21 protein-coding genes are annotated in these 13,352 nt (G+C 41.7%); 4 read left to right on the forward strand and 17 right to left on the reverse strand.

Going from position 1 to position 13,352, the window contains the following annotated elements; all coding sequences use genetic code 11:
* Window positions 1-149: helix-turn-helix domain-containing protein (locus tag DXC04_RS09795; RefSeq protein WP_147366237.1), on the reverse strand; the 149-nt coding region annotated here is incomplete at its 3' end.
* Between the two features lie 175 nt (window positions 150-324).
* Between DXC04_RS09795 and DXC04_RS09800 the strand changes: the two genes are divergently transcribed.
* Together DXC04_RS09800 and DXC04_RS09805 are read left to right on the forward strand one after the other, a co-directional pair.
* Window positions 325-954 (forward strand): helix-turn-helix domain-containing protein, encoded by a 630-nt coding sequence (locus DXC04_RS09800; protein ID WP_109257464.1) that lies wholly within the window; start codon window positions 325-327, stop codon window positions 952-954.
* 86 nt (window positions 955-1,040) lie between these two features.
* Complete coding sequence (locus tag DXC04_RS09805; RefSeq protein WP_108817231.1) at window positions 1,041-2,336, forward strand: tyrosine-type recombinase/integrase; 1,296 nt, start codon at window positions 1,041-1,043, stop codon at window positions 2,334-2,336.
* A gap of 179 nt (window positions 2,337-2,515) precedes the next feature.
* Here the strand turns inward: DXC04_RS09805 and DXC04_RS09810 are convergent, their stop codons facing one another.
* The 14 genes from DXC04_RS09810 to DXC04_RS09885 all read right to left on the reverse strand — a co-directional run bounded on the left by DXC04_RS09810 (window position 2,516) and on the right by DXC04_RS09885 (window position 11,094).
* Complete coding sequence (locus DXC04_RS09810; protein ID WP_330411929.1) at window positions 2,516-2,914, reverse strand: hypothetical protein; 399 nt, start codon at window positions 2,912-2,914, stop codon at window positions 2,516-2,518.
* A gap of 13 nt (window positions 2,915-2,927) precedes the next feature.
* The gene (locus tag DXC04_RS09815) at window positions 2,928-3,176 is read right to left on the reverse strand and encodes a hypothetical protein (RefSeq protein ID WP_117538435.1); all 249 of its coding nucleotides are present in this window, start codon (window positions 3,174-3,176) and stop codon (window positions 2,928-2,930) included.
* 737 nt (window positions 3,177-3,913) lie between these two features.
* Window positions 3,914-5,377, reverse strand: a complete 1,464-nt coding sequence (locus DXC04_RS09830) for a tyrosine-type recombinase/integrase (protein WP_015573044.1) — start codon at window positions 5,375-5,377, stop codon at window positions 3,914-3,916.
* Window positions 5,378-5,389: 12 nt separating this feature from the next.
* Entirely contained in the window at window positions 5,390-5,596 is a 207-nt protein-coding gene (locus DXC04_RS09835) for a helix-turn-helix domain-containing protein (RefSeq protein ID WP_015573045.1), read from the reverse strand.
* Window positions 5,586-6,287 carry a helix-turn-helix domain-containing protein gene (locus DXC04_RS09840; protein ID WP_015573046.1) on the reverse strand — a complete coding sequence of 234 codons (702 nt, stop codon included), beginning with the start codon at window positions 6,285-6,287 and terminating at the stop codon, window positions 5,586-5,588. The genes DXC04_RS09835 and DXC04_RS09840 overlap by 11 nt, the downstream gene beginning before the upstream one ends.
* The gene (locus DXC04_RS09845) at window positions 6,274-6,525 is read right to left on the reverse strand and encodes a helix-turn-helix domain-containing protein (protein WP_015573047.1); all 252 of its coding nucleotides are present in this window, start codon (window positions 6,523-6,525) and stop codon (window positions 6,274-6,276) included. The genes DXC04_RS09840 and DXC04_RS09845 overlap by 14 nt, the downstream gene beginning before the upstream one ends.
* A 106-nt stretch (window positions 6,526-6,631) precedes the next feature.
* A complete protein-coding gene (locus DXC04_RS09850) occupies window positions 6,632-6,892 on the reverse strand; it encodes a helix-turn-helix domain-containing protein (RefSeq protein WP_015573048.1) in 261 nt (86 codons plus the stop codon).
* Window positions 6,885-7,463: a type II toxin-antitoxin system PemK/MazF family toxin gene (locus DXC04_RS09855; RefSeq protein ID WP_024721675.1), complete on the reverse strand. Its 579-nt coding sequence runs from the start codon at window positions 7,461-7,463 to the stop codon at window positions 6,885-6,887. Before DXC04_RS09855 ends, DXC04_RS09850 begins: the two co-directional genes overlap by 8 nt.
* A gap of 100 nt (window positions 7,464-7,563) precedes the next feature.
* Window positions 7,564-8,103: a sigma-70 family RNA polymerase sigma factor gene (locus tag DXC04_RS09860; RefSeq protein WP_015573050.1), complete on the reverse strand. Its 540-nt coding sequence runs from the start codon at window positions 8,101-8,103 to the stop codon at window positions 7,564-7,566.
* A gap of 244 nt (window positions 8,104-8,347) precedes the next feature.
* Entirely contained in the window at window positions 8,348-8,545 is a 198-nt protein-coding gene (locus tag DXC04_RS09865; RefSeq protein ID WP_074124429.1) for a hypothetical protein, read from the reverse strand.
* A complete protein-coding gene (locus DXC04_RS09870; protein ID WP_024721676.1) occupies window positions 8,542-9,273 on the reverse strand; it encodes an ImmA/IrrE family metallo-endopeptidase in 732 nt (243 codons plus the stop codon). The genes DXC04_RS09865 and DXC04_RS09870 overlap by 4 nt, the downstream gene beginning before the upstream one ends.
* 19 nt (window positions 9,274-9,292) lie before the next feature.
* Complete coding sequence (locus tag DXC04_RS09875; RefSeq protein ID WP_003525178.1) at window positions 9,293-9,544, reverse strand: hypothetical protein; 252 nt, start codon at window positions 9,542-9,544, stop codon at window positions 9,293-9,295.
* Window positions 9,545-9,546: 2 nt separating this feature from the next.
* A complete protein-coding gene (locus DXC04_RS09880) occupies window positions 9,547-9,846 on the reverse strand; it encodes a hypothetical protein (protein WP_024721677.1) in 300 nt (99 codons plus the stop codon).
* Between the two features lie 12 nt (window positions 9,847-9,858).
* A complete protein-coding gene (locus tag DXC04_RS09885) occupies window positions 9,859-11,094 on the reverse strand; it encodes a DNA polymerase Y family protein (RefSeq protein WP_015573051.1) in 1,236 nt (411 codons plus the stop codon).
* Window positions 11,095-11,244: 150 nt separating this feature from the next.
* On the opposite strand from DXC04_RS09885, the gene DXC04_RS09890 reads away from it, so the two are divergent.
* Window positions 11,245-11,655, forward strand: a complete 411-nt coding sequence (locus DXC04_RS09890) for a helix-turn-helix domain-containing protein (RefSeq protein ID WP_015573052.1) — start codon at window positions 11,245-11,247, stop codon at window positions 11,653-11,655.
* 100 nt (window positions 11,656-11,755) lie between these two features.
* Window positions 11,756-12,289, forward strand: a complete 534-nt coding sequence (locus DXC04_RS09895; RefSeq protein ID WP_024721678.1) for an ImmA/IrrE family metallo-endopeptidase — start codon at window positions 11,756-11,758, stop codon at window positions 12,287-12,289.
* 41 nt (window positions 12,290-12,330) lie between these two features.
* On the opposite strand, the gene DXC04_RS09900 is transcribed toward DXC04_RS09895, so the two are convergent.
* Window positions 12,331-12,780 carry a GIY-YIG nuclease family protein gene (locus DXC04_RS09900; protein ID WP_015573053.1) on the reverse strand — a complete coding sequence of 150 codons (450 nt, stop codon included), beginning with the start codon at window positions 12,778-12,780 and terminating at the stop codon, window positions 12,331-12,333.
* Between the two features lie 124 nt (window positions 12,781-12,904).
* Window positions 12,905-13,330: a sigma-70 family RNA polymerase sigma factor gene (locus DXC04_RS09905; RefSeq protein ID WP_000323895.1), complete on the reverse strand. Its 426-nt coding sequence runs from the start codon at window positions 13,328-13,330 to the stop codon at window positions 12,905-12,907.
* Window positions 13,331-13,352: the final 22 nt, after the last annotated feature.

Here is a 13,352-nt window from a genome sequence, read left to right on the forward strand (position 1 = left end):
TCCAGCATATCCGTTTTGATCAGGACTTTTCTCCCAACCTTTAATACCGGAAGTTTCTTCCATTCCACCAGTTTTCTCAGGGTGTTCCTGCCGATTCCCGTATAATCAGCAGCTTCTTCAATAGATAAGGCAATCTTTCTTTGTGTCATATGACCACCTCCTTTTAAATTGCATTATGCAATTTCATTTGTGCTGTCAGTATAGCGTGTTTATATTGCTTTGTCAAGCATTATGAAATTTCATTCGTTTTCTATAAATTGCATATTGCAATATATTTTGTTGCGTGGTATAGTAATGACATACCGAAAAAGGAGGCACATCAGCATGAAAGATAAAGAACTACGCAAGCTGATTGGCAGCAGGGCAAAACAGCGCCGTCTGGAATTAAATCTGACACAGCCTTATGTCGCAGAGAAGATGGGAGTTACCGCTTCCACAATCCTGCGTTATGAGAATGGTTCGATTGACAATACCAAAAAGATGGTACTGGAAGGTCTTTCGGAAGCACTTCATGTATCGATTGAATGGCTCAAAGGGGAAAACGATGAATATGAAACTGATATTACGGATAAGAAAGAATTACTGATTCGTGATGCGATGAGTGATATTCTCAAACAGTTACCGCTCGACCTCAATAAAACAGAAGACGCATTTTCCAAAGACTTACTGCTGTTAATGTTAAAGCAATATGAACTGTTTCTGGATTCGTTTCAGTTCGCCTGTAAAAATTACAAGGGCAGTACCAAAGATGCGGACATTGCCAAAGTAATGGGCTTTGAATCGAAAGATGAATATAACGAGATCATGTTTCTCAGGGAGATCACACATACTGTCAACGCATTTAACGATATGGCAGATGTGATAAGACTCTATTCTAAGAAACCGGAAACAGCAGAACAAAGACTTGCCAATCTTTTATCCGAAGTTATGTATGAGGATTCTGAATCGGTATAGTAAGACAACCGGAGTTGTGATATACTTACACGCAAGAAGCATTTCAACAGTTCCGATTGTCTGATATCGAAAGGAGACATACGATTATGGCAAAAGGATCTGTTAGAAAAAAAGGAAAAAAATGGTACTATCGCTTCTATGTAGAAGATGCAAGCGGTAAAATGGTTCAGAAAGAATATGCTGGAACCGAAAGTAAAAGTGAGACGGAAAAACTTCTCCGCAAAGCACTGGAAGATTACGAAAATAAGAAGTTTGTCGCAAAGGCAGACAGCCTTACGGTAGGAGAGCTTCTGGATATGTGGGCGGAAGAAGAACTGAAAACCGGGACACTCAGCAACGGCACAGTGGAAAATTATCTTGGTGCAATCCGCTGTATCAAAAAACACCCGATTGCAGACCGCAAACTGAAAACAGTTACTGCCGAACATTTACAGGCATTTCTTGATCTGCTTACATTCGGTGGTGAGTTTCCAGACGGGAAAGTAAGAAAGGGATACAGCAAAGATTATATACATTCTTTTTCCGCAGTGTTACAGCAGTCATTCCGTTTTGCAGTATTTCCAAAACAACTAATCAGTTTCAATCCGATGCAATATATCAAACTGAAACGACAGGCAGAGGAAGTTGACCTCTTTTCCGATGATGAAGTGGAAGAAGGCACACAGCCGATTTCACACGAGGATTACGAGCGGCTTATCAAGTATCTGGAAAAGAAAAACCCACCTGCCATTCTGCCGATTCAGATTGCGTATTATGCCGGGCTCCGTATCGGAGAAACCTGTGGTCTTACATGGCAGGACATTAACCTTGAGGAACAATGCCTGACCATAAAACGCAGTATCCGCTACGACGGCATAAAACACAAAAACATTATCGGACCAACGAAACGGAAGAAAGTAAGGATTGTTGATTTTGGCGATACTCTGACTGAAATATTAAAAGCTGCCAGAAAGGAACAACTCAAAAACCGGATGCAGTATGGCGAATTATATCACCGCAATTACTACAAAGAAGTTCATGTGAAAAACAGAGTCTATTATGAATACTATCATCTTGCCGGAACACAGGAAGTCCCGGCAGATTACAAAGAAATCTCCTTTGTCTGCTTAAGACCGGATGGCTCTTTGGAACTGCCGAGTACACTCAGCATTGTATGCAGATCAGTGTCAAAAAAGCTGGAAGGATTTGAAGATTTCCATTTCCACCAGTTACGTCACACCTACACCAGCAATCTGCTTTCCAATGGGGCTGCACCGAAAGATGTACAGGAACTGTTAGGACACTCTGATGTCAGTACCACAATGAATATTTACGCTCACTCAACAAGAAAAGCAAAGCGGGATTCCGCAAGACTTCTTGATAAAGTAGTGAGCAATGCTTAACTAAAAATTTCCCTTATTTCCCTTGCGGATTCCGCATAAGGGCAAAAATAAGGGAAAATACATATCATTTCACTATCTAAGAGGCTGTAAGCCTTGAAAAATAAGGAAAGTTCAGGAAATCTCTCCACAAATTCCGATTTGCACTTCAAATCGTTTTCTTCATTCTATCACAGCATCTATTATTCTGCCATCAATCTTTCGAACCAGGTATCCATGACAATAATAAACTGGCTTACCCCTTTCCATTCTTGCAGCATTTCATCCAGAGTTTTGTGCTTCACATATTTCTGTACATACACCCAGGTGGCAACACTGCTGGCCTGAGAGATAATTCCTACTATAATTTTACGCATAGTTTCTTCAAATTCCGCGATTTCTTCTTTTGGAACGATGTCATAGAGATCTGGAATCTGAAAATCTTCCTTCTCACAATTTTCATCCACATCAATTAGATCTGCCGTCACTCTCTTTCTGGATTCCTCAGGTAATTTCAAATATTGCCAGATCATTGAGACCACTTCGGACGGTGTGTCTTTTTTGATTGGTGGTAATTGTATAAAATCATTCTTTTCACTCATTTTCATATCCTCCTCACGATATAATAAAATCAATAATACGTTCTCTTGTCATGTCCAGTACAGTATCTACAAACACTCCTGCAAACAGGATCAGATACAGAATTACACTCAGCGAAAACAGGAATGCAACCTGTACCCAATCATGGTAACAGTATGCAGTCGCTATAATCAACAAAGTGAATATAAATCCAAGGATCCCTCTGACAACCGCATAAGTCTGTACTGTCATCTTCACTGCCAGGCCGATCACAAAAAGTATCAGCTATCTTGACTCCTTTCCTCCAGGATTCAGGATACTAAAAAATGCCTGCCTGGAACTTTTATAGATAGTAAAGTTCCAAACAGACATTGCTGTTTGACCATTAGCTGTAGCTAATAGAATTGAGTATTGTTTCAGCTAATTTATGTTTGCAGGTTTGGGAGAGATTGTTTCTTTTCCCGCCTTTTCTCTGATTTACATCCCCGAATAAGGGGTGACAACAGAGCGGAACCCAAATGTTAGCTGGAAATTGCTCATTTTGAATGGGATTTTGTGTCACGAACATGATTAGAAAATAACAAAAGCGTTCGTTGTCAGCTAATCCAGCTAACATTTTCGAACGCTTTGAAGCCCGTCGCCAAGAGGATTTGAACCTCCGACCCCTCGCTTAGGAGAAGCCCCCGAGGGGCATTTTTGACTCCCTACAAATCCCCGAAAATCCTTGATTTTACTGGCTTTTCTGGGATTTCACTGTTAGTAAATTCTCGTCCAAAACCTGCTAATTTTTCGTGGTTTTTTGCCTTCCTTTTAGCAGGGTATTAGCAAATGCAAAGAAATATGGGAAACATCATTGAGTTAATCTGTAGCCCATAAATCACAGGAAACGCATTTGAAGTTTACGCATTCTCTTATGCAAATCAATAATCTGTGTTCAAATATTATAATGGTTTTTCTTCTTGATTTCAAGATTTTTCAGGAATTACAAAAGGCAACCCTGACGGATTGCCTTTTTTGTATGACTAAATTGTTTTCGCTAAAGCCTTTAATAATGCTGCTGTTTCCGGATTTGATAACAGTTTTGTGAGCAAGGCGGCGTTTTCATCTGTACTGTTCTCAGCAGGCTTTTCTTTTTCAACTTCGCTCTCTTTTTGAACCTCTGCCATTGGGTCAAGGAGTTCAACCGAAGTTTCAAACTTGGGCATTGGAGCAGTTTTACCTTCTTCCGCATTTTTGAGACCTTTAGCGTTGTAGAACTGTTCCTCAAACTTCTGTGCGTTATATCGCCTGTCCTCGTCGATTATATGGCTGTAAACATCGGCAACCATATCCATTCGGGCGTGTCCTGAGTCGCCTTGAACCGATTTCATATCGCCGCCGTTCCATTTCAGCTTGTAGGTTATACTTGCGTGACGGAAGCTGTGAAATACCACATCGGGTAAGTCGTTGTCCTGTATCAGCTTTTTCAAAGCACGGTTGATTACCTGACCTTCCATCGGTCTGCCTGACGAATGGCAGAATACCAAGTCATAATCCAAATACTCATCACCGAAAAGCTCTTTCATTTCGTCAATCTGCTTTTTTCTCTCTAACAGCATTTGAGCTACGGTTGACGGCAAGAAGATTTTTCTCACACTTGTTTTAGTTTTTGGCGTTTTCAAAACAAGGGAGGTATTTGTATTTGACAGAGTTCTCGGAAAGACACGGATAATGTCCTTATTATCAAGCACCTCCATTACATCTCTGTTTACTCGCTGAAGCTCTTTATCTACAAAAATGGAAGCGTTGTTTTCTTTCAGGCTTTCCTCCGAAATATCAATGCAATCCCAAGTAAGACCGAGCATTTCACCCATACGGAGTGAACAGGCAAAGGATAAATTGATGGCTAATGCGAGAATATCATCATCGCACACTTCAAGAGCGTGCATAAGAGTTTCTGCTGTCCATATTTCTCGTTTCTGATGTTCCTCTTTCGGGAGCGTTGCATTGAGAACCGGGTTTCTTGTCATCAACTCCCATTTTACCGCCTGATTAAAGGCACTCCTTAAAAACTTATGGATTTCTCTTACGGTATGTACGGTCAGATACTCATTTTTAGGCTTTTTATTCTGTACCACTTTGGTCTTAACTTTCAGAAGGCTTTGATAGAATTTATCCATAAGTCTCGGAGTCAGTTCATCAAGTTTCACATCGCCGATAAGCGGAATGATGTAATTATACATAAGCCCTTTCTTTGAACGGTAGGTTGACATTGCCCAGTTATTTACTCCGTACACGGAGCAGTATTCTTCAAGCAAATCCGCAACTGTCGTAGCATTAGGAATGATGAATGTACCGCTTTGCTGTTCAAACTCAATTTGAGTTTTTCTCTTTTTAGCGTCTGCGTTTGTATCAAAGGTTTCCCATTTTTGATGTTGGTTTCCGTCATCGTCTTTGTAGGTATAAACGACGGAATATCGATTCTTTCTCTTTACAATAGAAGCCATAGTCGTTCCTCCTTATTCATTATCCAGCCATTTATCAAAGCTGGTCTTTATTATGCGGTATCCGGTTTCGAGCATTACTGCCTGAAAACACCCCTGTTTGATGAGCTTATATACGGTCTGTCGGGTAATACCCAAGATTGACTGAACTTCCTCTACGGAATAGCTCTTTTTTGTATATGTACCGCCGTTTAATTCACGAACTCTATCCTCAATCGACATATCCCTCCACCTCCTCGATTTCCTTAACTTTAGTGTATTTACTTTGCGAAGCGTACCACTTATCAAAGCTTTCTCTTTTTATTCGGCGTTTACCGTCAACCCATATAAACTCAACAATGCCATCGTTCATAAGGTCATTTGCGGTGCTTCTCGGAATGCCGAGTACCTTTGCAACAGTAAGAGGAGAGAGCGTTTTGCCGTATTTCTTACCGGGTCTTTCGCCGTTTACTTTCTCATAATGGAATTGTCCTGCATACCAATCTTCAAAGCTATCCACATCAACTCTCATTTTGCCCAGTACCAAATAGGTCTTAAATCGGCACTGATTGATGAGTCGGTATGTAGCCGTCTTTCCAAGACCGAGTATTCTCATTACGTCGGGTACAGACATTGTCTTTTTGTCCTGATATGTAAGAACTGCCTTGACGATTTTCTTATTTTCTTCAACGCTTTTCTTTGAAGCTCTGTATTCGTTGCCGACTCGGTATGTTTTGAATAAGCCGCAATTCATCAGTTTCAGTGCTTCTTCTTCGGAAATGGAAAACAACCGAGATATTTCCTTGACAGAATAGGCTTGCCACTGTGCTTCCTCCTGAAGCTTTTCATCGCTGAACAATTCTGCCAAGCGTTCATTTTCCTCTCTGAGATTAAACTGCTCCACTCGGTCATTGAACATATTAACAAATGCCATCTTCAGAACCTCCTTTCTCGCCATTGAGCCAATTTTCAAAGCTCTTTTTAGATATTCGATATTGACCTCCGACACGAACGCTATGGAATTTCTTGCTTTTAAGCAGCTCATAGACGGTAGTTCTGCTCACTTTCAAGATGTGCTGTATATCATCTACCGTGTATGCTCGTATATCAGGTTCAGTCTGCCTGAATGTATTAGGAAGTCGAGTATCGCTCTTTTCAATTTTCTTTCGCATTACCGTTTACCCCCGATTTCTTATTTGCCACTCTGACTACCATATAGCCAAGTGACTTGGCTATATGGTACTGAAAATCGGAGTTTTTGTTAATTATGCGATTGGTTTAATCGCATAATTGACAACCGGAGCTTTCGCTGTCCATATTATCAAGCCATCGGTCAAAGCTCTTCTTGGAAATTCTGTAATGTCCGCCGACCTTTACAAAATGGAAAACGCCTGAGTTGACGAGAGCATAAGCAGTGTTCTTTCCAATGCTGAGAATATCCATTATTTCTTCTACCGTATAAACTCTTTTCTCAAAGCCGGAACTATCATCAACAGCGTTGGGTAGTTTGTTCATTGCTTCAATCTTATCTTCAAACATTGTCAACACCTCCCTTAGCGTGATGATGGTTCTTTTTGAAAATCATATAGTCATAGCCGTATCCTACCTGACATTTATCGCACATCTCTTTATCTGCCTGAAAGGGGTCAAGTCTTTTTACAATGTTTTCAGGGATAGACTGAAACTCGCTTCTGCAACGAGGGCAAAGACTTAGTACAATGCCTTTACGCTCTGTCTTGGGTTTAACGGGAATACCGACTGCAAATTTCAATCCTCGCTTGATTTCGCTGATTTTATCTGCGTCGGTAATTCTTCCGACAAAATTATCAAGCTCTGTGGCTTTATCCACGGTGCGTAGCTGCTCAAGCATTACCATCGACGGCTCTTTTAAGCCACAATCCGTGTTTAGCTCAATATGAGTATTCATTGCCGTTTTCTTTTTAACAGCCGTTATAGCGGCTACAACGACCGTAGGACTGCTTTCATTTAAGCGATTTGTCTGAACCACAAGAACCGGTCTCATTCCCGATTGCACACTACCGTTTGTAACCCCCAAGTCGCAGTAATAAATATCGCCCCATCTGACATTCTTAAATTCTTTTTCTTTCATATGTAAATCCTCGCTTTCGATTATTCTGAGGTAATTCATATCCGGATTAGAATTAACCCCTTCACTTGTTTGAAATGGGAGAGCGTTTTTGGGGGGTGTTTTAGAAAAATTTCCTCAACTTTTTTATTGCACTGTTTACCGATTCCCTTACAGAAGTAAAATCGACTCCTTCTTCATCTGCGATTTTTTCAAGTGTTTTGTTGTAGAAGAAATACTTAAAAACTCTGCGTTTCTGTGTTTCGCTTAAGTAACACAAAACCTCCCGAAGTCGCTTAATATTGTCTTTCAGCATTATTTCTTCGATTGGGTCTGTATCGACTGCCAATTCCGGATGATGCACTTCAAATTCTCCGTCATTGATGTCAAATGCGTGTCCGAAAAGAAGCCTTCTCATTCTCTCTCTTGCTTCGTAGTTCTGATACTCCGTTATCACTTCGCCCTGAGCCATAGAAAGCAGAATGAACGGAGTGTACCGACGGATAACATCAGGGTATTTAACCCACAATTCTTCTTCCGCCAGTTCTGTTACAATCGCCCATTTCTCCGTGCCGGTGTAGCCGTGATATTCATACCGCAGGTTAATGAGCTTGCAGTCGTTCGCAAATAATAATTCCTGTTGTTCTAATGTAAGTTTTGTCATTGTCGTAATCTCCTTAAATTTGAATTTTTGAATTTGGTTGAAATCAAAAATTCGGAGATTACGGATACTTGGCGATATACGCCAGCCACTTATATGTCACGGTCTTGCTCCTTTCGGGAGCGACAAAAAAGCCGGACACCAAGAACATTAGGATATTTCTATCCCTTAATTCTCAGCGTCCGGCAATTTGATGACTCAAGAGCTTTCGCTCAAGGACTCGTGGCTCGGTACATCTGTCCGATATTTAATTGTTCGCTCTGTTACTACTTCTTGTTAATCTGTACTTGACTGTTCCCTTGCGTAGGGATAGGTCAACCTCTACTACTCTGTGGCAGTTCGGACATTTCAGTTCAATCACGCCTGTTGTCATTGTTACCTTGTCAAAAATACGCCAGCCACAGTTTTTGCACCTTACGATTATCTTTTGTTCCAACGATTTCATAGCTCGCTCACCTCCGGATAAACCGTAACCAAATCAAAAGGATTATCAAGATACTCCTTTTTCAAAAGTCCGAGCTGTTTCATTCGTATAGCAAGTGCTTTTTTGGAACACCCTAAAAAATCCGCAAGTGCATCAAATCTCTTATATACGCTCGGATAGTATATTTTGTTCAGACACTCAATCTTTTCTCCAAGACTGAACAGATACATTCCCTGCTTTATAAGGTTTTCGGGAAGAAGGATAGCAGCTCCAAGCGTATTTGCCTGCCATTCCTCCCAATCGGATATAGGCTTATTTCTCTCGGAATTTGCCTTGTAATAATGTACTCCGGCAGATTTCTGTGTCACACCGTAATCATTCGGGAACAACATCTTAAATATCTGATGGCTGCCCTCGTGCATTAAGGTGAAATTCTTTCTGCCTTTCAGCTTGCTGTCAAAGTTCAAGTCCTTTTCCACGAGAACGGTTTTTCCATCCAAAAAGAAAAAGGCTTCGTTATCATCATCTTCAAATACCTGAACACCCATTTCCGTAAATGAGGTCATTCCGAGAATACTACCGTCATAAGATAGGTGCTGGTATTCGACATTCAATCCGAGAACCTTCTCCAAGAGAAGCTCCGGGTCAATTCTGTATATTTGTGTGTTACGGACATCGGGAAGTGCCATATATGCCTGAACATACTTGTCGGCAATCGCTTCGATGTCAAATCTCGATAAATGTTTCAAGTTACAAAACCTCCTACCATTAGGATTTTGCTTCTACAAACCACTTTCCGTTTTCTTCGTCGAACAGAAATGTGGGCTTGCCGCAAATCTGTACCGTGTAGCGGATACCGGTTCCTCCGACTTTGGTGGAAGCCGCACGGCATTTCTGAATTACACGGTCTATCTCATATTTTTCATCATTCTCAAACTTGATGAAGTTCGGACGAGCCGTTCCATCAGGTCTATGTGTTACATTTACTTCAACATAAACTTTTCTTCTTTCGGATTCCATTTTTATTCCTCGTAATTTCTCAAAGTCAAAACTAATCTTCCCAAGTGCTTGTATCCGTCGATGTTCTTATCCGACACCCTGTACTTGGGTCGGTCATCTCCGGCAGTATTGATGTAACAGGAAAGCCTTCCTTTCTTAAAGCGTTTTTTCCGGTCAAAGAAAAGAAACATTCCCTCATATATACCGTAGTCGGTAAAATGGTTTCCGCCGTCCGCACGAAAGATAACAATATCTTCGCTGCACCCCTGCAAAAAGCAGTCGGGCATCGTAACATAAGCCGTAACCTCTTTTTCGTCAATCACATTTAGACCTCCTTAACCAACCATACCTGTCGGCATAGTGATTTCGGCTTTTTCCGGTGGTAGCCGCAAGTTCTGACACAGAACCCCATTCCTTATGCTGTCCTTTCCGAAACGCCGTCTGATTTCTTCAACACACTTTTCCATTCGCTCCAATTTGTCCTGCTTTGCGGCGTCCATAAACATATCTATTTGACGGGGCGTGTCTTGTGGAATAAGATTTATGGCTTGTACTGTCACAGAACGGATAGGGTTATTCCACCCATATCTTTTTTCAAACAACTGAAAAGCGGTCTTTGCAATAATCATCGGAGACTGTGTAGGAAGTGCAATCTTCGTCTGCCATTGCCTTGTATTGAGCGTGTTGTCTCTAATATGTATTGCGACACCTTCTGCACTCAGTCCGTGAACACGGAGCTTGTGTCCGATGTCTTGGGTTAATTCGAGAAACACGGGCCACACCTGCTCCGGTTTCTCTAAATCTGCTACTGTTGTTATACCGTGTCCTACACTTTTTATAGGAGAAACGAAATCTTTCTTGGCAACAAGGGAAAGGTCGTTGCCGTTGGCATAGTTCCATAAAACTACTCCGTTCTTTCCTAATCTTCTGCGTAAGAACTCAGGGTCGTTATTCGCTAAATCCCCGATGGTACGAATACAATAGCTGTCAAGCACTCGCTGGGTTGCCCGTCCTACACCGAGCAGGTCAGCGGCAGGAAGTCCCCAAATCTTTTCTTTGAATGTATCCTTTGGTATAACGGTTACTGCGTCCGGTTTCTTCATATCCGAGCCGAGCTTCGCAAATATCTTATTAAAGGAAACACCCACAGAAATCGTCAAGCCGAGTTCAAACTTCATCGTTTCACGAATTTCATTTGCCACCTTTTCCGGCGAACCGAAAAGGCTTTCTGTCCCGCTAATATCCAGCCAACACTCGTCCATACCATACGGTTCAACTTGGTCGGTATATCGCTCATAAACGCTTCTCGCAAGCTTTGAGTATTTGATATACTCCTCATAATGGGGCGGCACTACAACCAAGTCCTTGCACTTCTGTTTAGCCTGCCATACTGCGTCCCCGGTTTTCACATCAAAAGCCTTTGCTTTGTAGTTCTTTGCAAGCACGATACCGTGTCGTTCCTCCACAGAGCCGCAGACAGCAATCGGATATTTCTTCAATGCGGGGTCGAGCATACATTCGACGCTGGCATAGAAGTTGTTCATATCACAATGAAGTATGCTTCGTAACATTTTTTGAACCCCCCTTGACATTTTGGGAAGTTTAGTGTAAACTATGAGTAGTTCAACTTCCTGTTTCTTATTATACGCAGTTTAAGTGTACTTGTCAAGAGTAAATGAGAAGTTAAACTGTAAATATTCTTTTAAGGAGTGAAATCAAAGATGACATTCGGTGAAAAAGTCAAAGCAGAGAGGACTAAACTCGGTCTTAATCAGGATGAATTGGCTGAAAAAATAGGCGTAACCCGACGTGTAATTTGTTCTTATGAAAATGATAAATCCCGTCCGAGAGGAACGGAAAGATACAAGAAGCTGGCAGAAGCATTAAATGTAAATGTGAATTATCTGCTGTCTGAGGATGACGCTTTCATCGCCGATGTAGAGGATAAATACGGACGCAGAGGGGCAAGACAGGCTCAGGAGTTGCTTGCAGAAGTTACCGGTCTGTTTGCCGGCGGCGAAATGGCTGACGAAGATATGCGTGAAATGGTTGACGCTATTCAGGAAGCATATCTTATTGCAAAGAAGAACAATAAAAAATACACCCCGAAGAAATACCGCAAAGACGAGTAATCCTCACAGTGAACTAAGTCCAATATATGGGACACACAATAGTTTATAATTTATTATAGGGTAAATATCCGATATACTATAATATGGGAGGTGAGCCGGATTGGGGTATTACACTACGGCTGAAATTGTGAAAATCGTCAACAAGCTCATTGACCGTTGCGGTACTCGTGACCCGTACAAGGTCGCAAAAGAGCTTGGTATCAATATTATCTACCGAGATTTTGAAAAGCAGCGTGGAGCATACAAGGTCATTCTGAAGAACCGCTTTGTTTTCCTTAAAAACGGTATGCACCCGGTCGTGGAACAGATAGTGCTATGGCACGAAATCGGACACGATGTTCTCCACAGGCAAGAAGCGGTTGCTGTCGGCGGGTTCAAAGAGTTCAACATCTTTGATATGAGAGAGAACCGTATGGAGTATGAAGCAAATATCTTCGCTTCTCAGGCTTCGCTCCCGGACGACACCATTTTGGAATACATTGAAAACGGCTATGACATTCAGCAGATTGCACGGGCAATGTGTTCCGACATAAACCTAATTGCTCTGAAAGTAGATACGCTGATTGCACAAGGCTATCAACTTCGCAAACAGGAACACCAAAACGATTTTCTTAAATACAGTAAAAAAATATAAGACCGTCAAGTCTCGAATGAGATCTGACGGTCTAATTTTTATCAGTTTTTATTATATCCGAATTGTCTTGTGCAAAGGGTATCTTTCCACCATTTTTCACGACTCAGTATGTAATTATCATCCATTCGTGCGTTATAGTTTTCTAATACTGAATACTGAAAATTTGCTTTTATATAATCAAACCCTTTGGTGTCAACAATATGTTTAAGTTCAACATTCCCACCGTGTCCATTGTCTATATAGTTAGTCCACCTTTGAAGCAACATTCCATACTGAGCAGTTGCCGAGCCAACATACATTTTTCCGTTGCTGGTATCAGTTATAAGATAAACTGCTTTTTGATTTCTCAAAGCATCAAGCCAACCGCTGCGTTTATTCCGAATAATCGTTTCCAGTTGTGAAAAACTCAATCTTATGTTCTCATAACCCGGAAATTCGTCACCATCATAAGCAGTAGAAAGAATTTCTATTACTTCCAGTTCCTCCATCATAGACTCATAGGTTCTTCCCATGCCTTAACCCTGTATGCCATCCTGTTGTCCTCCTGCAAAAAATGAGTGAGGGGATTTCCATCCCTCACCCAGTAGCCCGCAGGATGGCAGGCTGTTTTAGAAGCTATAAAATTTTCCGCAGCTTCTTCCGCAGATGGTCTAACCTCGCATAGATGGCACCAGTCGTCAAATGCACAAGCGGGGCAATCTCCTTTGTGGAATACCCCTGCATTTTCAGCAGGACGATTTTCAAGGTACGCCCGTCCACCGTGACTAATACTTGATAGAGATTTTCGCTCTCAATCTCTTCCAGTAACTCCGCAACCGTACCCACTTCCGCCTGCCGCTCCCTGCCTGCCATGTCCTCAAGATATTCCGCAACGTCATTCGTCCATCGGTAAAACCGCCTGTTGGAATTGAAGTCTGCCCTGTCCGCCATGCGTATCTGCTCAATGGTCGCTTCATCAACGCCGCACTCACGCAGCAGCTTTTCCTCCGCTTCTTTCCAGATACGCCATTTCCTGTCCTCCCGTCCGTGGTTGTATGCCATTCTTACTTCCTCCAATCAGAAT

This window comes from Dorea sp. OM07-5, assembly GCF_003481355.1.
GTDB lineage: Bacteria > Bacillota > Clostridia > Lachnospirales > Lachnospiraceae > Dorea_D > Dorea_D hominis.

Excerpts from the sequence above, each read along its gene's own strand:
- DXC04_RS09800 (WP_109257464.1), top strand. The coding sequence starts at position 325 with ATGAAAGATAAAGAACTACGCAAGCTGATTGGCAGCAGGGCAAAACAG.
- DXC04_RS09805 (WP_108817231.1), top strand. The coding sequence starts at position 1,041 with ATGGCAAAAGGATCTGTTAGAAAAAAAGGAAAAAAATGGTACTATCGC.
- DXC04_RS09810 (WP_330411929.1), bottom strand. The coding sequence starts at position 2,914 with ATGAGTGAAAAGAATGATTTTATACAATTACCACCAATCAAAAAAGAC.
- DXC04_RS09830 (WP_015573044.1), bottom strand. The coding sequence starts at position 5,377 with ATGGCTTCTATTGTAAAGAGAAAGAATCGATATTCCGTCGTTTATACC.
- DXC04_RS09835 (WP_015573045.1), bottom strand. The coding sequence starts at position 5,596 with ATGTCGATTGAGGATAGAGTTCGTGAATTAAACGGCGGTACATATACA.
- DXC04_RS09840 (WP_015573046.1), bottom strand. The coding sequence starts at position 6,287 with ATGGCATTTGTTAATATGTTCAATGACCGAGTGGAGCAGTTTAATCTC.
- DXC04_RS09845 (WP_015573047.1), bottom strand. The coding sequence starts at position 6,525 with ATGCGAAAGAAAATTGAAAAGAGCGATACTCGACTTCCTAATACATTC.
- DXC04_RS09850 (WP_015573048.1), bottom strand. The coding sequence starts at position 6,892 with ATGTTTGAAGATAAGATTGAAGCAATGAACAAACTACCCAACGCTGTT.
- DXC04_RS09855 (WP_024721675.1), bottom strand. The coding sequence starts at position 7,463 with ATGAAAGAAAAAGAATTTAAGAATGTCAGATGGGGCGATATTTATTAC.
- DXC04_RS09860 (WP_015573050.1), bottom strand. The coding sequence starts at position 8,103 with ATGACAAAACTTACATTAGAACAACAGGAATTATTATTTGCGAACGAC.
- DXC04_RS09865 (WP_074124429.1), bottom strand. The coding sequence starts at position 8,545 with ATGAAATCGTTGGAACAAAAGATAATCGTAAGGTGCAAAAACTGTGGC.
- DXC04_RS09875 (WP_003525178.1), bottom strand. The coding sequence starts at position 9,544 with ATGGAATCCGAAAGAAGAAAAGTTTATGTTGAAGTAAATGTAACACAT.
- DXC04_RS09885 (WP_015573051.1), bottom strand. The coding sequence starts at position 11,094 with ATGTTACGAAGCATACTTCATTGTGATATGAACAACTTCTATGCCAGC.
- DXC04_RS09890 (WP_015573052.1), top strand. The coding sequence starts at position 11,245 with ATGACATTCGGTGAAAAAGTCAAAGCAGAGAGGACTAAACTCGGTCTT.
- DXC04_RS09900 (WP_015573053.1), bottom strand. The coding sequence starts at position 12,780 with ATGATGGAGGAACTGGAAGTAATAGAAATTCTTTCTACTGCTTATGAT.
- DXC04_RS09905 (WP_000323895.1), bottom strand. The coding sequence starts at position 13,330 with ATGGCATACAACCACGGACGGGAGGACAGGAAATGGCGTATCTGGAAA.